The organism is Bradyrhizobium diazoefficiens (genome assembly GCF_016616235.1).
Taxonomy (GTDB): Bacteria; Pseudomonadota; Alphaproteobacteria; order Rhizobiales; family Xanthobacteraceae; genus Bradyrhizobium; species Bradyrhizobium diazoefficiens_H.
The window spans coordinates 5733567-5749935 of sequence record NZ_CP067100.1 but is presented as its reverse complement, the minus strand read 5'-3'; the positions used below and the strand labels follow the sequence as shown (position 1 = coordinate 5749935).

General features: G+C 64.8%; 13 protein-coding genes. 7 read left to right on the top strand and 6 right to left on the bottom strand.

All coding sequences use genetic code 11. The features are described 5' to 3' along the window. Nucleotides 1-10: 10 nt before the first annotated feature. Nucleotides 11-1465, bottom strand: a complete 1455-nt coding sequence (locus JJB99_RS27305) for a sensor histidine kinase (protein WP_200495361.1) — start codon at nucleotides 1463-1465, stop codon at nucleotides 11-13. A gap of 347 nt (nucleotides 1466-1812) precedes the next feature. Further along, nucleotides 1813-2157, bottom strand: a complete 345-nt coding sequence (locus JJB99_RS27300; protein WP_200495360.1) for a DUF1236 domain-containing protein — start codon at nucleotides 2155-2157, stop codon at nucleotides 1813-1815. A 137-nt stretch (nucleotides 2158-2294) separates the two neighbouring features. Here JJB99_RS27300 and JJB99_RS27295 point away from each other — a divergent pair, with 137 nt between their 5' ends. After that, nucleotides 2295-2528: a hypothetical protein gene (locus JJB99_RS27295; protein WP_200495359.1), complete on the top strand. Its 234-nt coding sequence runs from the start codon at nucleotides 2295-2297 to the stop codon at nucleotides 2526-2528. A gap of 156 nt (nucleotides 2529-2684) precedes the next feature. Here JJB99_RS27295 and JJB99_RS27290 read toward each other — a convergent pair whose 3' ends face one another. Next, a complete protein-coding gene (locus tag JJB99_RS27290; RefSeq protein ID WP_200495358.1) occupies nucleotides 2685-3959 on the bottom strand; it encodes a serine hydrolase domain-containing protein in 1275 nt (424 codons plus the stop codon). Between the two features lie 162 nt (nucleotides 3960-4121). Between JJB99_RS27290 and JJB99_RS27285 the strand changes: the two genes are divergently transcribed. After that, on the top strand, nucleotides 4122-5039 hold the full coding sequence (locus tag JJB99_RS27285; protein WP_200495357.1) for an intradiol ring-cleavage dioxygenase: 918 nt from the start codon (nucleotides 4122-4124) through the stop codon (nucleotides 5037-5039). A gap of 28 nt (nucleotides 5040-5067) precedes the next feature. Here the strand turns inward: JJB99_RS27285 and JJB99_RS27280 are convergent, their stop codons facing one another. Further along, on the bottom strand, nucleotides 5068-5961 hold the full coding sequence (locus JJB99_RS27280; RefSeq protein ID WP_200495356.1) for a LysR family transcriptional regulator: 894 nt from the start codon (nucleotides 5959-5961) through the stop codon (nucleotides 5068-5070). Nucleotides 5962-6064: 103 nt separating this feature from the next. On the opposite strand from JJB99_RS27280, the gene JJB99_RS27275 reads away from it, so the two are divergent. Together JJB99_RS27275 and JJB99_RS27270 are read left to right on the top strand one after the other, a co-directional pair. Continuing rightward, the gene (locus JJB99_RS27275) at nucleotides 6065-6934 is read left to right on the top strand and encodes an SDR family oxidoreductase (RefSeq protein WP_200495355.1); all 870 of its coding nucleotides are present in this window, start codon (nucleotides 6065-6067) and stop codon (nucleotides 6932-6934) included. Nucleotides 6935-6969: 35 nt separating this feature from the next. Beyond that, nucleotides 6970-7626, top strand: a complete 657-nt coding sequence (locus tag JJB99_RS27270; RefSeq protein ID WP_200495354.1) for an NAD(P)-dependent oxidoreductase — start codon at nucleotides 6970-6972, stop codon at nucleotides 7624-7626. A 27-nt stretch (nucleotides 7627-7653) separates the two neighbouring features. Here JJB99_RS27270 and JJB99_RS27265 read toward each other — a convergent pair whose 3' ends face one another. Both JJB99_RS27265 and JJB99_RS27260 read right to left on the bottom strand, forming a co-directional pair. Further along, the gene (locus JJB99_RS27265; protein ID WP_200495353.1) at nucleotides 7654-9390 is read right to left on the bottom strand and encodes a bifunctional protein-serine/threonine kinase/phosphatase; all 1737 of its coding nucleotides are present in this window, start codon (nucleotides 9388-9390) and stop codon (nucleotides 7654-7656) included. A 61-nt stretch (nucleotides 9391-9451) separates the two neighbouring features. Beyond that, a complete protein-coding gene (locus JJB99_RS27260; RefSeq protein ID WP_200495352.1) occupies nucleotides 9452-10291 on the bottom strand; it encodes a formate/nitrite transporter family protein in 840 nt (279 codons plus the stop codon). A gap of 680 nt (nucleotides 10292-10971) precedes the next feature. Between JJB99_RS27260 and JJB99_RS27255 the strand changes: the two genes are divergently transcribed. The 3 genes from JJB99_RS27255 (at nucleotide 10972) to JJB99_RS27245 (ending at nucleotide 16349) form a co-directional block, all read left to right on the top strand. Next, complete coding sequence (locus JJB99_RS27255) at nucleotides 10972-12354, top strand: MFS transporter (RefSeq protein ID WP_200495351.1); 1383 nt, start codon at nucleotides 10972-10974, stop codon at nucleotides 12352-12354. Nucleotides 12355-12427: 73 nt separating this feature from the next. Continuing rightward, nucleotides 12428-13645, top strand: coding sequence for an NAD(P)/FAD-dependent oxidoreductase (locus JJB99_RS27250; RefSeq protein WP_200495350.1), 1218 nt, complete (start codon nucleotides 12428-12430; stop codon nucleotides 13643-13645). A 1-nt stretch (nucleotide 13646) separates the two neighbouring features. Continuing rightward, nucleotides 13647-16349: a nitrate reductase gene (locus JJB99_RS27245; RefSeq protein ID WP_200495349.1), complete on the top strand. Its 2703-nt coding sequence runs from the start codon at nucleotides 13647-13649 to the stop codon at nucleotides 16347-16349. The last annotated feature ends 20 nt before the right edge of the window (nucleotides 16350-16369 follow it).

The following is a 16369-nucleotide window of genomic DNA, read 5'->3' as shown; positions in this document are numbered from 1 at the left end:
ATATCCCCGTTCACCGCGCCTCGTCCAGCGCGCAAGTCACCGTGCAGACGACGCCGTGCGGCAGGAAGTCGACGGTGGCCTCGCCGCCGAGCTGGTCGCGCGCGCTGCGCTCGATCAGGCGCGAGCCGAAGCCGCGCCGCACCGGCGCCGTCACCGGCGGTCCGCCGATCTCGGTCCAGATCAGCCGCAGCCGCGCCTTCGCATCGACGATGACCTCCCAGTCCAGCGTCACCCGGCCGGTCTCATTGGAGAGCGCACCGTATTTCGCGGCATTGGTGGCGATCTCGTGCACGATCATCGACAGCACCACGGCCAGCCGCGGCGACAGCGGCACGGCGGGACCGGCCATGCGGATGCGGTCGGGATTGCTCAGCAGGAACGGCTTGAGCGCGCGGGCGATCACGTCGCGCAGCTCCGAGCCCGCCCATTTCTCCTGGCTCAGCAGATTATGCGCTTCGGCGAGCGCGCCGAGCCGTCCCTCGAACTTGGCGCGCTCGTCGCGGCTGGCGCTGCGGAAGGTCTGCACCGCGATCGCCTGCATCAGGGCCAGCGTGTTCTTGACGCGATGGTTGAGCTCGTCGATCAGGAGATCGTGCAGCATCTCGCCGCGCGCAATCGTGGTCGCCATTCTGACCGCAAAAGTGAGGCCGATCAGCAGCAATATGCCACCGATCAGGCTGGTGACCGCGATGTTGCGCCAGAGCGGGGCGATCAGCGAGCGCTCGGTGACGCCGGCGGCGACGGTCCAGCCGGTCAGGCGGGATCGCGTATAGGCCGAGGCCAGCGCAACGCCGTCGAGCGAGACGCTCGACAGCACCGCCTCGGGCGCCTCGAACATCGCATGGTAGAGCGAGGGCGAAGCCTGCTTGCCGAACGTCTCGTTCGGATTGGGGACACGCGCGAATACCATGCCCTTGCTGTCCAGCAGCGACACCGTCCATTGCGCGTCGGGACGCTGCCGCTCGACCAGATGCTGGAAGAAGCCGATCGGCGGGCTGAAGGAGAGCGCGTAGACGACCTGGCCGTCGCGCAGCACGGGGATTTCGACCGTGACGATCGGGTGCTTCTTGGTCGATCCGGTGAACAGATCGGAGAATTGCGGTGACTTGCTCGTGAAGACCCGCTCGACGATCTCCCGGTTGTTGCGCGGCGGCAGGCTCGCCGTGTCGGTCGTGAGCGTCGAGAACAGCTGGTGCCCGGAGCGGTCGGCCAGCAGCAGGACGCTGTCCTCGCCATACTGGTTGATGAACCCGGCGGCGAGGCGGCGGAAGTCATCGAAATCGCCGCTGCGCAAGGAGTCGCTCAGCGCGAGCACCTGCAGGCCGCCCGTCATCCGCTGCACCTCGGAGTCGAGCACGAGGCGCATGCTCCGCACCGTCTCGAGCACGCGGCGCATGGCGTCGCTGCGGTCCTGGCGGTAGTTGGAGTAGGCGAGGCCGACCGCGAAGACAATCAGCGGCAACATTGTTCCCGTGACCAAAAGGGCGAGCCGGACCGGCAGGGAGAGCTTTGACAAACGCGGGCGTCCCGTTCCAGCGCAGGCGGCGCCGGATTATGGTTTTGAAAGAACCATAGGGGCGGGACTTGCGCTGCGCCACGATTTTCGCATCGCGTGGGCAGTCCCGAAAAGGGATTTTGCAGCGCAGTCCAGCAGGCCTGCGCGTCAGCTCATGCTGATTGCGGTCAGGAGTAGACACATGGCGTAGACGGCCGCCAAGCTGAGTCCGGCGATCCGGGCCTCTTGATGCGATCTCATGTGATCAACTCCGGCCAGAGCGGCCGCCGTCGCGGCGGCCGCTCGTCCATCATGCCTCAGTCGATTTCCTGGACGACCGTGCGCGAGCTGGGATCCACCAGCATCACGCGATCGCCGGAGTAGACGTAGCGATACTTGGTCAGCGACGGACCCCAGTCCGCCGGAACGGCCTCGAGCTCGACATCGCTCGGAACCGTCGCGCCGACCACGATCTTCTCCTTCGTCGTTACGGGGCGGATGCGATGCTCGGTGACGTAGGATTTGATCTTGGTGCGGTATTGCGGCTCGATCTGCACCGCGGCGCCGTGACTGGTTCCGGTGGTGGTCACAACGGTGGATTGCGCGAACGCGCCGGTCGAGATCAGAACCACTGCTGTGGATAGCAGGAACAGCTTCTTCATCTTGTTCTCCTCATCGGGAATAGGCACCGCAACAACATCCCGCCGTGCACAGTGTTCCCAGCCGGAGGAACAATTTGCCTCTTTTTCCCGTTTGCAAATCGGCCGGGCCGAATGCCCGGTGCATGGAGGAGGAGAAAATGAAACTGAGAATTGCGACCGCAGCGTTGATGGTAGCTGCAATGTCCCTGCCGGCGTTCGCGGCCGACGAGTTCTATGTCGTCCAGGACGTCAAGACCAAGAAGTGCACCGTCGTCGACAAGAAGCCGACGGACGCGTCCATGACCGTCGTCAGCCCGTCGGGCACGATCTACAAATCGCGCACCGAAGCCGAAAGCGGCATGAAGACCGTCAAGGTCTGCACGTCAAACTGAGGAGGATGACAAATGCCAGTTCTAATTCTGTGGGCCGTGCCCGCCGTGCTGGTGATCGGCGGCGGCATCTATCTGATTGGCCATTTTCACTGAACGAAAAAGCAGCGGGGCTTCGCGATCGCTCGCGGAGCCCCGCTGCCCGACACGTGCGCGATCTCAGAGGTTGCTCTGGGTGATCGCGGCATAGACCATGCTGCGCAGCTCGCGCCGGATCGGATAGGCGCTCGACGGCAGCACCTGCGTCATGAAGATCGCGATCAGCTCCTCGGCCGGATCGATCCAGAACGAGGTCGTTGCCGCGCCGCCCCAATTGTATTCGCCGGGGCTGCCGGCGATTAGCGTCTCCGCCGGGCGCATGGTCACGGCGAAGCCGAGGCCAAAGCCGATGCCGTTATAGGCGGCTTCGGAGAACAGCGAGCGCGACACCTCCGGAAGCGAACGTCCGCCGGGAATGTGATTGCTCGTCATCAGCGCCAGCGTCTTCGGGCCGATTAGCCTGACGCCGCCGAGCTCGCCGCCATTGAGCAGCGCACGGCAGAAGGTGAGATAGTCGGCTACCGTCGAGCACAGCCCGCCGCCGCCGGAGATGAAGGAGGGCGGGGTGAGAAACGAGCTCGTCGTCGGGTCGTCCTGGAGCGTCAGGCCCTCGCGGCGCTGGCCGGCATGGAAGGTCATGCCGCCGCCGGGATCGGCCGAGTAGCAGGCGGCGAAACGGTGCGCCTTGGACGCCGGGACATGGAAGTCGGTGTCGGTCATGCCGAGCGGATCGAGGATGCGTGCTTTAAGGAACTGCTCGAACGGAACGCCCGAGATCTTGCCAACGAGGTAGCCGAGCACGTCGGTCGAGACCGAGTAGTTCCAGGCTTCGCCCGGCGAGAACTCGAGCGGGATCTTTGCCAGGCCCTCGATCATGGTCTGGAGCGTGCCTGACTTCTCGACCTCGCCGATCTTCTCGCCGCGATAGGCGGCATCGACATTGGAGCGCTGCTGGAAGCCGTAAGTCAGTCCGGAGGTGTGACGCAAGAGGTCGACGATCAGCATCGGCCGGGTCGGCGGCCGGGTCAGGAACGCGGGCGCGGTGCCGGCGACGAACACGCCGAGATCCTTCCATTCCGGAATGTACTTTGCGACAGGCTCGTCGATCGCGACGAGGCCCTGCTCGACCAGCATCATGAAGGCGACGCTGGTGAGCGGCTTGGTCATGGAATAGATGCGGTAGATGGTGTCGTCCTTGACCGGCACCTTGCGCTCGACATCGGCAAGGCCCTGGACCGAGCTGTGCGCGACCTTGCCGCGGCGGTAGACCAGAAGATGCGCGCCCGGGAAGCGGCCGGGGTCGATGTAGCGGCTCTTCAGGTGTGCATCGACACGGTCGAGCGCGGCCTTGGACATGCCGACGGATTCGGGCGAGGCGGGGGTGGGGGCGAGCATCAGTTCCTCCGGGCAGTTTTGTTAGCGTTGATAGCCGAAGTGGTGGTCCCTTTCCAAGCTGGTTGCGCTTAACGCCAGCCCGCTCACTGGTGTAGGCTGCACCTTGGAACGCCTCCAGAGAGCCCGTCAGGGGCCAACGAGAAAGCGCAGGGCAAACCCATCATGACCCAATTCAACGAGACCGAACTCACCGAAGCCGTCGTCCGGAGCTTTGACCAGACACCGAATCCGCGCGCAAAATTCCTGCTCCAGGAATTGGTGAAGTCGCTGCACGATTACGTGAGCAGGACCGGTCTCACCTTCGAGGAATGGGAATACGCCATCGACTTCCTGACCCGCACGGGGCAGAAATGCACCGACACCCGCCAGGAGTTCATCCTGCTGTCCGACGTACTCGGCGTCTCCATGCTGGTCGACGCGGTCAACCACAGGGACCGCGACGGCGCCACCCAGACCACGGTGCTCGGCCCGTTCTATGTCGGCGAGCACAAGGTGACGGCGCACGGCACCGACATCTCGCCGAACAACCAGACCGGCGAACGGATGTTCGTGCAGAGCCGCGTCACCGACCTGCAGGGCAAGCCGCTCGCGAATGTCCCTGTCGACGTCTGGCACGCCGACGACGACGGCTTTTACGATTCACAGAAGCCGAACTATGACGAGGTCGGCGCCTCGGCGCGGGCGCGCTTCATCACCGATGATGACGGCCGCTTCTTCTTCCGCACCATTTTGCCGTGCAGCTATCCGATCCCGACCGATGGTCCGGTTGGCGAGATGATCGTGCAGACCAGGCGCCATCCGATGCGCCCGGCGCATGTGCATTTCCTGGTGAACGCCAAGGGCTATGAGCCGCTGATCACCCACGTCTTCATGGACGGCGACAAATATCTGGATTCCGACGTGGTGTTCGGGGTCAAGGACGACCTCGTCGCCAAGGTCGAGCCGCGCAACGATGCGACGATGCCCGACGGCACCAAGGCAAACGGGCAGTGGCACCTGATGACTTACGAATTCCACCTCAAGCCCGGCGGCGGCATGGCGCCGAAACCGCTCGGCGTGAAGGCGGCGGAGCCGGCGTGACGAAAGGCCGACCAGCGCGCGTCGCCTCTCAGCTCCCGATAAAGGCCGCCAGCTCGTCAGGCGTCCCCATGGGGAAGGCCTCCTTCATATAGTCGAGGAAGGCAGATACGCGCGCGCTCAAAAACCGGCGAGATGGATAGAGTGTCCACAACGCGATCTCTGGTCCGTCGATGTCGCCCCAATGCACTAGCGTGCCGGCGGCGAGGTCGTGACTGACCAGGGACACCGGGAGCCGTCCGGCGCCGACGCCCGCCCGGACCGCATCGCGGACCATGATGAGCGATGACAGGCGAAGGACCGGATCAACCGCGATGTGCGCTCTTCCGCTTGGCCCTGTCACTTCCCAGGTTGTTATCTGGTCGCCCGCTCCGCGCATGACAGCCGGCACAGCGAGATTGTCCCTCGGTCGTTTCAGCTCGGGGCTCGCCACCGCCACCAGCCGATCGCGCAGAAAGATTCGTCCGACAAGGCTTTCGTCCGGATCGGGATTAACCCGGATCACCAGGTCGTAGCCTTCCTCCACCATGTCGACGGCGCGATCTTCCGTCGTGACCTCTAGCCGGACCTGCGGACATTTGAGCGCGAAGCCGGCCGCGAGCTTGCCCATCGCGGTCTGCGAGAACAGCAGCGGCGCGCTGATCCGCAGCCTGCCGTGCGGCCTGTCCCCGCCCGAAGCAATTGCTGCTGCCGTCTCATCGAGCTCGGTGAGCAAGGACGCCGTCCGCTCGTAAAGGGCGCGTCCTTCCTGGGTGAGTTTCAGGGCGCGCGCGCCACGCTCGAACAGCCGCAGGTCGAGCGCGGCCTCGAGCTCGGCGACCCTTCGGGACAGGGTGGCTTTCGGGCGCCCAGCGGCCCGCGCAGCCCGACCGAACCCGCCGTGCCGGGCGACGAGATTGAAATCGGCGAGTGCGAGCAGGTCCATGGTTCCACCAGCGAGACGGTCTGTCTAGATATATCGTCTATCGGTCCAAATGTGGATCACTATTTTGCCGGGTGTCTTCTGACCCCAACCCGGAGTGATTCCCATGACCATTCTCGTTACCGGCGCCACCGGCACCATCGGCCGCCAAGTTGTCGAACAGCTCGTCAAGCGCGGCGCTGCGGTGCGCGCTCTCGTCCGCGATCCCGCCAAGGCAAACCTTCCGGCTGATGTCACCGTCGTGCAGGGCGACCTGCTCGACATCGACGCGCTCCGCGGCGCTTTTCGTGGAGTCTCCACCCTGTTCCTGCTTAACGCAGTGGTCACAGACGAATTCACGCAGGCGCTGATCGCGCTCAATCTGGCCCGCGAGGCGGGCGTCGAGCGGGTCGTCTACCTCTCGGTGATCCACAGTGACCGCTACGTGAACGTGCCGCATTTCGCGGGTAAATTCGGCGTCGAGCGGATGATCGAGCAGATGGGCTTCAACGCCACCATCCTGCGTCCCGCCTACTTCATGAACAACGATCTCACGGTCAAGGACGTGGTGACCGGCTACGGCGTCTACCCCATGCCGATCGGCAGCAAGGGCCTCGCCATGATCGACGCGCGCGACATCGGCGAGGTCGCCGCCATCGAGCTCGTCCGCCGCGAGCGATCCGCAACGTCGCTTCCGGTCGAGCGCATCAACCTCGTCGGTCCCGACACGCTGACCGGCGCGAAAGCCGCTGCGGTCTGGTCGGAGGTGCTCGGTCGCACGATCACCTATCCCGGCGACGATACCGCCGGCTTCGAGAAGAACCTCAGGCAATTTATGCCGAGCTGGATGGCCTTCGACATGCGGCTGATGAGCGAGCGTTTCCTCACCGAAGGAATGATCCCGGAGGCGGGCGACGTCGCGCGTCTGACCGCGCTCTTGGGCCGTCCGCTGCGCACCTATCGCGACTTCGTTTCCGAGATCGCGGCTTCGGCCTGATCACAATCCGCAATCCAACAAGAGGGAATTCCGTCATGACTCATTCGACTGCCCCTGATCCGCCGAAGCTCCTGGTCCTTGGCGCGACCGGAGCCACCGGTCGCCTGATCGTCAGCCAGGCCGCCGCGCGAGGCCACGACGTCACCGTGCTCGTGCGGTCCGCCGAAAAGGCGGGCGATCTGAAGGGCGCGAACCTCGTCATCGGTGATGCCCGCGACGAGTCCGCCCTGCGCGAGGCGCTCAAAGGCCGGGATGCCGTGGTCAGCGCACTCGGCACGCCGGCCAGTCCGTTCCGCGAGGTGACGCTGCTCTCGACCGGGACGCGCGCGCTTGTGAACGCGATGAAAGCGGAGGAGGTCTCGCGTCTGATCTGCATCACAGGCATCGGCGCCGGCGACAGTGCCAGCCATGGCGGGTTTGTTTTCGATAAGCTGATCTTCCCGCTGCTTTTGCGCAAAGTGTATGCCGACAAGAACCGGCAGGAGGCGATCGTCAGAGACAGCGGACTCGATTGGATTCTCGTTCGGCCTTCCATTCTGAACAACAAGCCCGGCAGCGGCGCCGTCAGGGCGCTCACCGATCTGTCCGGCTTCCATGGCGGATCCATATCGCGGGAAGACGTTGCGAGATTTGTCCTGGATCAGGTGCGCGCCGATGCGTGGCTGCATCGCTCTCCGCTAATCACGTGGTGATCGCCGGGGCCTGTGCGACGCTCCCGATCAGCGCGCGTGCAGCAATGCCAGCAGCACGACGACGGCGCAGGCGAGCGCCGCCGAGGTCAGTTTCCAGAACATCAGCGGGCTGCGCTCCAAGAGGGGCGTGATCCGCGTGTCGAGATAGGCCGGATTGGGCGTGCGCAGCTCGAAGACGAATTCGGACAGGTCCTCGTGGCGCTTGTAGGGATCAGGATGCAGCGCGCGGCGCAGCGCGCCGTCGATCCAGGCGGGCACGTTGCGGTCGTCGTCGGCCGGGCGATATTTGAGCCGCCGTACGTCCGCCTTGCGCCGGATCCTGGCGACCTGGGTGCCGTAGGGGAGCTTGCCGGTCAGCATCTGGTAGCAGATCACGGCCAGCGAAAACATGTCGGAGCGCGGCGAGCCGCCTTGCCCGAGAAAATATTCCGGCGCGGTGTACTGCACCGTTCCCAGGATGTCGTCGGTCTCATCCGGCGGCGCGGCCTCGGCGACGCCGGCGACCCTGGCCGAACCGAAGTCGATGATCTTCGCGGTGCCGGTCTTGTCGATCAGGATGTTGTCCGGCCTGAGATCCTGATGCAGCATCTCCATGCGGTGGAAGGCGCGCAGGCCCGCCGCGATCTGCTCGATCAGGCCACGCACGGTTTCGAGATCGGGGCGTGGATTGTCGGTCATCCACTGCTTCAGGGTCTGCCCTTCGACGAATTCGGTGGCGACGTAGAGATAGCCGCGCCGCCGCGACTGTGACAGCGGTTTGAGCACGTGCGGGCTGTCGATCCGGCGCGCGATCCATTCCTCCATCAGGAAGCGCTTCAGGTAAGCAGCGTTGTCGCGCAGGTCGATCGACGGCAGTTTGAGCGCGACCGGCTGCTCGGTTTCGGTGTCGACGGCGAGATAGATGTGACTGCGGCTGCTGCCGTGGATTTCCCGGATGATCCTGTAGCCGTCGAAGATCGCGCGCGGCTCCGGCAGCGGCGGAAGCGGCAGTTCCGAGCTCTGGTTGAAGATGCCTGAGGGCTCGCGCTGCGGCACCGCGTCGATGCGGAGAATCTGGACGGTGATGTTGTCGTCGCTGCCGCGCCGGTAGGCCTCCTCGACGATCGCCTTCGCCGCCCCGTCGAGCTCGGCTGCATGCTCGTTGATGGCGCTCGTGACGAAACGAGCATCGACGAATTCGTAGGCGCCGTCGGTTGCCAGCAGGAAGGTGTCACCGGCCTGGACCTCGACGGCCTGGTAGTCGATTTCGAGCTGCGGATTAATGCCGAGCGCGCGGCCGAGATAGGTCTGCTCCGAGGACACGATGATGCGGTGATCGTCGGTCAGCTGCTCGAGCGCCTTGCCGGCGACGCGGTAGACGCGGCAGTCGCCGACGTGGAAGATGTGAGCGGTTGTCGCCTTGATGACCATGGCGCTCAGCGTGCAGACATAGCCCTTGTCGCGGTCATAGGCATATTGGCTCTTGCGCGTCTGTGCGTGCAGCCAGGAATTGGTGGCGTCCAGCACGCGGCGGGCGGACGTCTTCACCGTCCAGGATTGCGACGTGCAGTAATAGTCCATCAGGAAGCTCTTGACCGCCGACTCGCTGGCGATCTGGCTCACCGTGCTGCTGGAGATGCCGTCGGCGAGGACGGCCGCGATGCCCTTCAAGCTGAGCAGCGGCTCGTCCGGAATCAGGATGCCGTGAAAATCCTGGTTGACGGGCTTGCGGCCCTTGTCTGAGTGCTGGCCGACCGAGATATGGAGTCCGCGGGACATCGTCATCACCGAGGCAAAGGGAGCTTCACCCTGACCGGGCGAGGCTCCCTTGTTGAGGTGCGTGAGATCAGGCCGCAACGCGGGGCGGCGTGGCCTTGCCGGCCTGGCGCTTCGGCTTGGTCATGACGTGCGTGGCGTAGAGCGTCATCCCGGTGAAGGCGAGGCCGCCGACGAGGTTGCCGAGCACGGTCGGGATCTCGTTCCAGATCAGATAGTCCAGGATCGAGAATTTTGCGTGCAGCATCAGGCCCGACGGGAACAGGAACATGTTCACGACCGAATGCTCGAACACCATGTAGAAGAACAGCATGATGGGCATCCACATCGCGATGACCTTGCCGGGGACCGAGGTCGAGACCATGGCGCCGACGACCCCGGTCGAGACCATCCAGTTGCAGAGCATGCCGCGCATGAACAGCGTTGCCATGCCGGCGGCGCCATGCGCGGCATAGCCGAGCGTTCGGCCTTCACCGATGTTGCCGATGGCGGCGCCGACCTTGTCGGGCTCTTGCGTGAAACCGAACGTCGTGACGAAGGCCATCATGAAGGCGACGGTGATGGCGCCAGCGAAGTTGCCGACGAAGACCAGGCCCCAGTTGCGCAGGACGCCGCCAAGCGTGACGCCGGGACGCTTGTCGATCAAGGCGAGCGGCGAGAGCACGAACACGCCGGTGAGCAGATCGAAGCCGAGCAGGTACAACATGATGAAGCCGACGGGAAACAGCATCGCGCCGATCAGCGGCTGGCCCGTGTTGACGTTGATCGTGATGGCGAACCATGCGCCGAGCGTGAGGATCGCGCCGGCCATGTAGGCGCGGATGATGGTATCCCGGGTGGACATGAAGATCTTGGACTCGCCCGCATCCACCATCTTGGTGACGAATTCCGAAGGCGCGAGATACGACATCAATTGTTCCTTTTGCTCATGTGAACGATCGACGCGGCCCGTACTGGACCGGCGCCTCTGTCAGACCAGTGAGCGACGCGCCCGATGGTCGGGAGCGCGTGCCAGAGCAAGGACATCGATATGGCAAGGGATAGCGTCACGATGACCGCGCCTCGGCGGACCAGCGAACAGGCTTCGCTATCCCAGTGACCCTCGGTGGCTCAACGCTCCGGCTCACTGTCAGTCATCGTTGACCAGGCATCATGAAGCAATCGACGTGCCAGACGGCGGGCAGGGCGACGCGGTCCGGAATTTTGCTTGTTGGACAGGAGATGGGCCCCTTCGTGCAGGCCTGATCGACCTTGGGCCGATCGCGCGATGGCGAAAAAACGGGCGCATGCCCAAGCCTTGTGCGCCGCACAATCAACGGGCGAATCGCTATTCAAGAAATGAGCGTCCCGCAAATTTTTGATGCAATTGTAGGCGTGATCAATATTTCATCATTCATCGCAAGCCTTTGAAAATGATGATTTTTATCGCGCCTCGCGATTTGGCACAGGGCTTGAATTAGGGGTTCTGACGCCAGCGACGCCGTCAATCATTCAAATCGTGACACCGCCGAAACGGGGGCTTCCCCGACCGTGCATCTTTGCGTCCGCAACCCGTCGGTGTCGCGCCTCCTAACGAAAGGGACTTTTCCAATGAAGGAAGACAATCCGACCTGGATTTCAGACTGGCGCCCCGAAGATGAGGCGTTCTGGAATGCGACGGGTAAGACCATCGCGCGACGCAACCTGATCTGGTCGATCCTGGCCGAGCATATCGGCTTCTCGGTGTGGCTGATCTGGAGCATCGTCACCACCAAGCTGCCGCAGGCAGGTTTTCACTACACCACCGACCAGCTGTTCCAGCTTGTCGCGGTGCCGGGCCTGATCGGCGCACTAATGCGCTTTCCCTATACATTTGCGGTGACGACCTTCGGCGGCCGCAACTGGACCATTTTCAGCGCGGCGGTGCTGTTCATCCCGACGCTGTCGCTGGCCTATTTCGTTGGCCAGCCCGATACGCCGTTCTGGCTGATGCTGCTGGTCGCCTCGACCGCCGGCCTCGGCGGCGGCAATTTCGCCTCCAGCATGACCAACATCTCCTTCTTCTTCCCCGACCGGATGAAGGGATGGGCGCTCGGCCTCAATGCCGCCGGCGGAAATATCGGCGTCTCCAGCGTGCAGCTCCTGACCCCGATCCTGATGACGCTCGCGGTCATCAACCTGTTCCAGGCCAGCCCCGTCGACGGCATCTTCCTCCAGAACGCAGGCCTGATGTGGGTGCTGCCGATCGCAATCGCGGTGTTCGGCGCGGTGTTCTTCATGAATAACCTCACCTCGGCGAAATCGTCGGTGAAGAACCAGCTCGCGATCGTCAAGCGCAAGCACACCTGGATCATGGCTTATCTCTATATCGGCACGTTCGGATCCTTCATCGGCTATTCCGCCGCGTTTCCGCTGCTGATCAAGACGCAGTTTCCGCAAGTCACGATTGCGATCGCGTTCCTCGGGCCTCTCGTTGGTTCGCTGTCGCGCCCGTTCGGCGGCTGGCTTGCCGACAGGATCGGCGGCTCGGTCATCACCTTCTGGAATTTCATCGTGATGGCGGGCGCCACGGTCGGCGTGCTCTATTTCGTCGGGCAAAAGGACTTCATCGGCTTCCTGTCGATGTTCCTGATCCTGTTCGTCACCACCGGCATCGGCAACGGTTCGACCTACCGGATGATCCCCTCGATCTTCCGCGAGCAGAACCTGTTCAAGGTGCGCGGCAAGGGCGATGCGGCGCGCGCCGGCGCTTTGAAGACGGCGAGCATCGAGAGCGGCGCGGCGGTCGGATTCATCGGCGCGGTCGGCGCCGTCGGCGGCTATCTGATCCCGAGCGGTTTCGGCAAGTCGATCGCGATGACCGGCGGACCGTCGCTCGCGCTGGCGATCTATCTCGCCTTTTATGCCTCCTGTCTTGGCTTGACCTGGTGGTTCTATCTGCGTCGCAGCCCACAGAGTGAAGGCGCTTCAAGCCTCGCCGAAGCAAGGGTGTGACACCTGGTATGAATCCGCTTCTCTCCGTACGCGGGGGGAAGCCTCACCGCAGGCTATGGAATAGGGAACGTCCATGAGTGAACCGCTGGTCATCGTCGGTAACGGTATGGCGGCCGCGCGTCTGGTCGACGAGCTCGCCAAGACCGCGCTCGGCCGCTACGCCGTTGCCGTGATCGGCGAGGAGCCGCGGCTCGCTTATAATCGCGTGCTGCTCTCCTCCGTGCTCGCCGGCGAGACCGGCTCGCACGAGATCGAGCTCCGCCCGGCCGACTGGTGGCGCGATCGCGGCGTCACGGTCCGCTACGGCTATCGTGTCACCGAGATCGACACCGGCCGCCGCGAGCTCAAGATCGAAGGCGAGGAGAGCATGGAATATTCCAAGCTCGTGCTCGCCACCGGATCGACGCCGCTGCGGCTGAATGTGCCAGGCGCTGATCTCGCCGGTGTGCACACGTTTCGCGACAGCCGCGACGTCGACTTGCTGCTGACGCTGGCGGCTGCAAAGAAGCGCGTTGTCGTGGTCGGCGGCGGTCTGCTCGGTCTCGAAGCAGCGTATGGCCTTGCCAAGGCCGGCGCGCCGGTGACGCTGCTGCATCTCATGGACCGGCTGATGGAGCGCCAGCTCGACGGCCCGGCCGCCGACCTGCTCAAGACGCTGGTCGAGCGCAAGGGCATCCGCATCCTGCTCAATGCATCCACGGCCCGCATCCACGGCGATGGCCATGTCGAGGCGGTCGAGCTTGCCGACGGCAGCCGCATCGAGGCCGATGCCGTGATCTTCGCAGCCGGCATCAGGCCCAACGTCGCGCTGGCGAGGGACGCCGGCATCGCCGTCAATCGCGGCATCGTCGTCAACGACGAGATGCAGACGGCTTCGCCCGACATCTACGCGCTCGGCGAATGCGCCGAGCATCGCGGCACCTGCTACGGTCTGGTCGAGCCGGCCTACGAGCAGGCGCGCGTGCTGGCGCGGCATCTCGCCGGCCGTCCAGCCGCCTATCAGGGCAGCGTGGTCTCGACCAATCTGAAGGTGTCCGGCGTCAGCGTGTTCTCGGCCGGCGACTTCATGGGCGCCGACGGCAGCGAGACGCTCGTGCTGTCAGATTTCAGGCGCGGCACCTACAAGAAGCTCGTCATCACTGAGGGCCGGCTCACCGGCGCGGTGCTGATCGGCGATACCGTCGATGCGCTCTGGTATCTCGAGCTGATCCGCAATCACGAGAAGGTCGCCGCGTTCCGCGCCGACATGATGTTCGGCCGCACGCTTGCGCGCCCCTCCAAGGCAGCCTGACATGACGGCGATCGATCCGGCGCTGCGCGCCACCCGGACGACCTGTCCCTATTGCGGCGTCGGCTGCGGCGTGCTGGCGACACCCGATGGCAAGGGCGGCGCGGCGATCGCAGGCGACCCCGATCATCCCGCCAATTTCGGCCGGCTGTGCTCGAAGGGCTCCGCGCTCGGCGAGACCGTCGGGCTGGAAAGCCGGTTGCTCTACCCGATGATCCGCTGCAAGGGCGTGCTGGAGCGCGTCGCCTGGAGCGATGCGCTCGACCATGTCGCCCACCGCATGCAGCACATCGTGGCGCGCGACGGCGCTGATGCGGTCGCGTTCTATTTGTCCGGCCAGCTCCTCACCGAGGACTATTACGTCGCCAACAAGCTGATGAAGGGCTTTGTCGGCACCGCCAATGTCGACACCAATTCGCGGCTCTGCATGTCGTCCTCGGTCGCCGGCCATCGCCGCGCCTTCGGCGCCGACACCGTGCCCGGCTGCTACGAAGATCTCGAGCAGGCCGATCTGCTGGTATTGGTCGGCTCGAACGCGGCCTGGTGCCACCCCGTGCTGTTCCAGCGCATGCTGAAGAACCGGCAGGAGCGCGGCGCGCGCATGATCGTGATCGACCCGCGCCGCACCGACACTGCTGATGACGTCGACCTGTTCCTGGGCCTCAAGCCCGGCACCGACACCGCGCTGTTCTCCGGCCTGTTCGTTCATCTCGCCGACAACGGCGCGCTGGACCAGGATTACATCGCGCAGAACACGTCCGGCTTCGACGAGGCGCTGGCACGCGCGCGTAACATCGCCGGCAATATCATCGCGACCGCACTGGCCACGGGGCTCTCCGAGCAGGATGTTGCGGCCTTCTTCAAGATGTTCCGCGACACGCCGCGTGTCGTCACGCTCTATTCGCAGGGCGTCAACCAGTCGGCGCAGGGCACTGACAAGGTCAACGCCATCCTGAACTGCCATCTCGCCACGGGGCGTATCGGCAAGCCGGGCGCCTCGCCGTTCTCACTCACCGGCCAGCCCAACGCGATGGGCGGCCGCGAGGTCGGCGGGCTCGCCAATATGCTCGCCGCGCACATGAGCTTCACGCCGCCGGACATCGACCGTGTCAGGCGGTTCTGGAACGCGCCGCGCATCGCCACCCGTGAGGGGTTGAAGGCGGTGCAGCTGTTCGAAGCCATCGAGCGCGGCGAGGTCAAGGCGCTGTGGGTGATGGGCACGAACCCAGCAGTATCGCTGCCCGATGCGGATGTCGTGCGCGAGGCGCTGAAGAAGCTCGAGCTGTTCGTCCTGTCCGAGAACGTGCTCTCCAATGACACGGTCGAGGCCGGCCCGCACGTGCTGCTGCCCGCGCTGGCATGGGGTGAGAAGTCGGGCACCGTGACCAATTCCGAACGCCGGATCTCGCGCCAGCGCGCGTTCCTGCCCGCGCCGGGCGAGGCGCGGCCGGATTGGTGGATTCTCAGCGAGACCGCAAAGCGCCTCGGCTTCGGCGACAGCTTCAATTACAAATCCGCCGCCGACATCTTTCGCGAGCACGCGGCGCTCTCGGCGTTCGAGAACAATGGCAGCCGTGATTTCGACATTGGCGCGCTCGCCGCGCTGTCGGATGAGACCTTCGACGCGTTGAAGCCGGTGCAGTGGCCGGTGCGCGAAGATGGCGCGTCCAGCGAACGTTTCTTCGCGCAGGGCGGCTTCTTCACCAATGACGGCAAGGGCCGCTTCGTCGCACCCGAGGTGCCGGCGCTGCGCAGCGAGACCGGCGCCTCTCGCCCCCTCAGGCTCAACACCGGACGCATCCGCGACCAGTGGCACACCATGACGCGCACCGGCCTCAGCCAGCGGCTCGGCGCGCATCTGCCCGAGCCGTTCGTGGAGGTTCATCCCGACGACGCCGGCAAATACGGCATCGCCCATGATGGCTATGCCCGCATCACCACCGATTACGGCCAGTGCATCCTTAAAATGGTCGTCAGCGAGCACCAGCAGCGCGGCGCGCTGTTCGCGCCGATCCACTGGAGCGCGATGAACGCCTCGCACGGCCGCGTCGGCGCGCTGGTCGCACCGTTCACCGATCCGTTCTCGGGCCAGCCGGAGTCCAAGGCGACGCCCGCTGCGATCGCGCCTTACGAATACGTCTTCCGCGGCTTTGCACTGTCGCGAAAGCAGCTCGGCTTGCCGCCAGGCCTGTTGTGGACCCGCGTCACGGTCATCGGCGGCTTCGGCTATCTCTTCGCCGACAACGCCGATCTGTCGCGCTGGCCGGCCTGGCTCGATGGCGTCGCCGGCGCGGATGTCGCCGAGTACCGCGATTTGGGCGGCGGCGTGTACCGCGCCGCGTCGTTTGCAGGCGACCGCATCGAGACCTGTCTGTTCGTCGGTCCCGCCCATGACGCCGGCGATTGGGAGGTGGTGAAGAGCCTGTTCGTCGCCGACCACGTCACCGACGAGCAGCGACGCATGCTGCTGTCGGGCAAGTCCAGCGAGGGTGCGGGCTCGACCGGCCCGATCGTCTGCGCCTGCTTCGGCGTCGGCCGTGGCACCATCTGCGACACCATCGCTGGCGGCGCCCGCACCGCCGCCGAGATCGGTGCCAAGCTCCAGGCCGGCACCAATTGCGGCTCGTGCATCCCCGAGTTGAAGCGGTTGATTGCGACGACCGAGGCGGTGCCGAAGCAAGCGAGGCTCGCGGGCGCGGCGGGGTAGGCCGCCGGCGTGCCGACCCC

Bases quoted from the DNA above. Each gene is read 5' to 3' on its own strand.
- JJB99_RS27265 (WP_200495353.1), bottom strand. From the start codon at position 9,390: ATGACGATGTCCCGCGGACTCCATATCTCGGTCGGCCAGCACTCAGAC.
- JJB99_RS27275 (WP_200495355.1), top strand. From the start codon at position 6,065: ATGACCATTCTCGTTACCGGCGCCACCGGCACCATCGGCCGCCAAGTT.
- JJB99_RS27250 (WP_200495350.1), top strand. From the start codon at position 12,428: ATGAGTGAACCGCTGGTCATCGTCGGTAACGGTATGGCGGCCGCGCGT.
- JJB99_RS27295 (WP_200495359.1), top strand. From the start codon at position 2,295: ATGAAACTGAGAATTGCGACCGCAGCGTTGATGGTAGCTGCAATGTCC.
- JJB99_RS27245 (WP_200495349.1), top strand. From the start codon at position 13,647: ATGACGGCGATCGATCCGGCGCTGCGCGCCACCCGGACGACCTGTCCC.
- JJB99_RS27300 (WP_200495360.1), bottom strand. From the start codon at position 2,157: ATGAAGAAGCTGTTCCTGCTATCCACAGCAGTGGTTCTGATCTCGACC.
- JJB99_RS27255 (WP_200495351.1), top strand. From the start codon at position 10,972: ATGAAGGAAGACAATCCGACCTGGATTTCAGACTGGCGCCCCGAAGAT.
- JJB99_RS27260 (WP_200495352.1), bottom strand. From the start codon at position 10,291: ATGTCGTATCTCGCGCCTTCGGAATTCGTCACCAAGATGGTGGATGCG.
- JJB99_RS27280 (WP_200495356.1), bottom strand. From the start codon at position 5,961: ATGGACCTGCTCGCACTCGCCGATTTCAATCTCGTCGCCCGGCACGGC.
- JJB99_RS27285 (WP_200495357.1), top strand. From the start codon at position 4,122: ATGACCCAATTCAACGAGACCGAACTCACCGAAGCCGTCGTCCGGAGC.
- JJB99_RS27305 (WP_200495361.1), bottom strand. From the start codon at position 1,465: ATGTTGCCGCTGATTGTCTTCGCGGTCGGCCTCGCCTACTCCAACTAC.
- JJB99_RS27270 (WP_200495354.1), top strand. From the start codon at position 6,970: ATGACTCATTCGACTGCCCCTGATCCGCCGAAGCTCCTGGTCCTTGGC.
- JJB99_RS27290 (WP_200495358.1), bottom strand. From the start codon at position 3,959: ATGCTCGCCCCCACCCCCGCCTCGCCCGAATCCGTCGGCATGTCCAAG.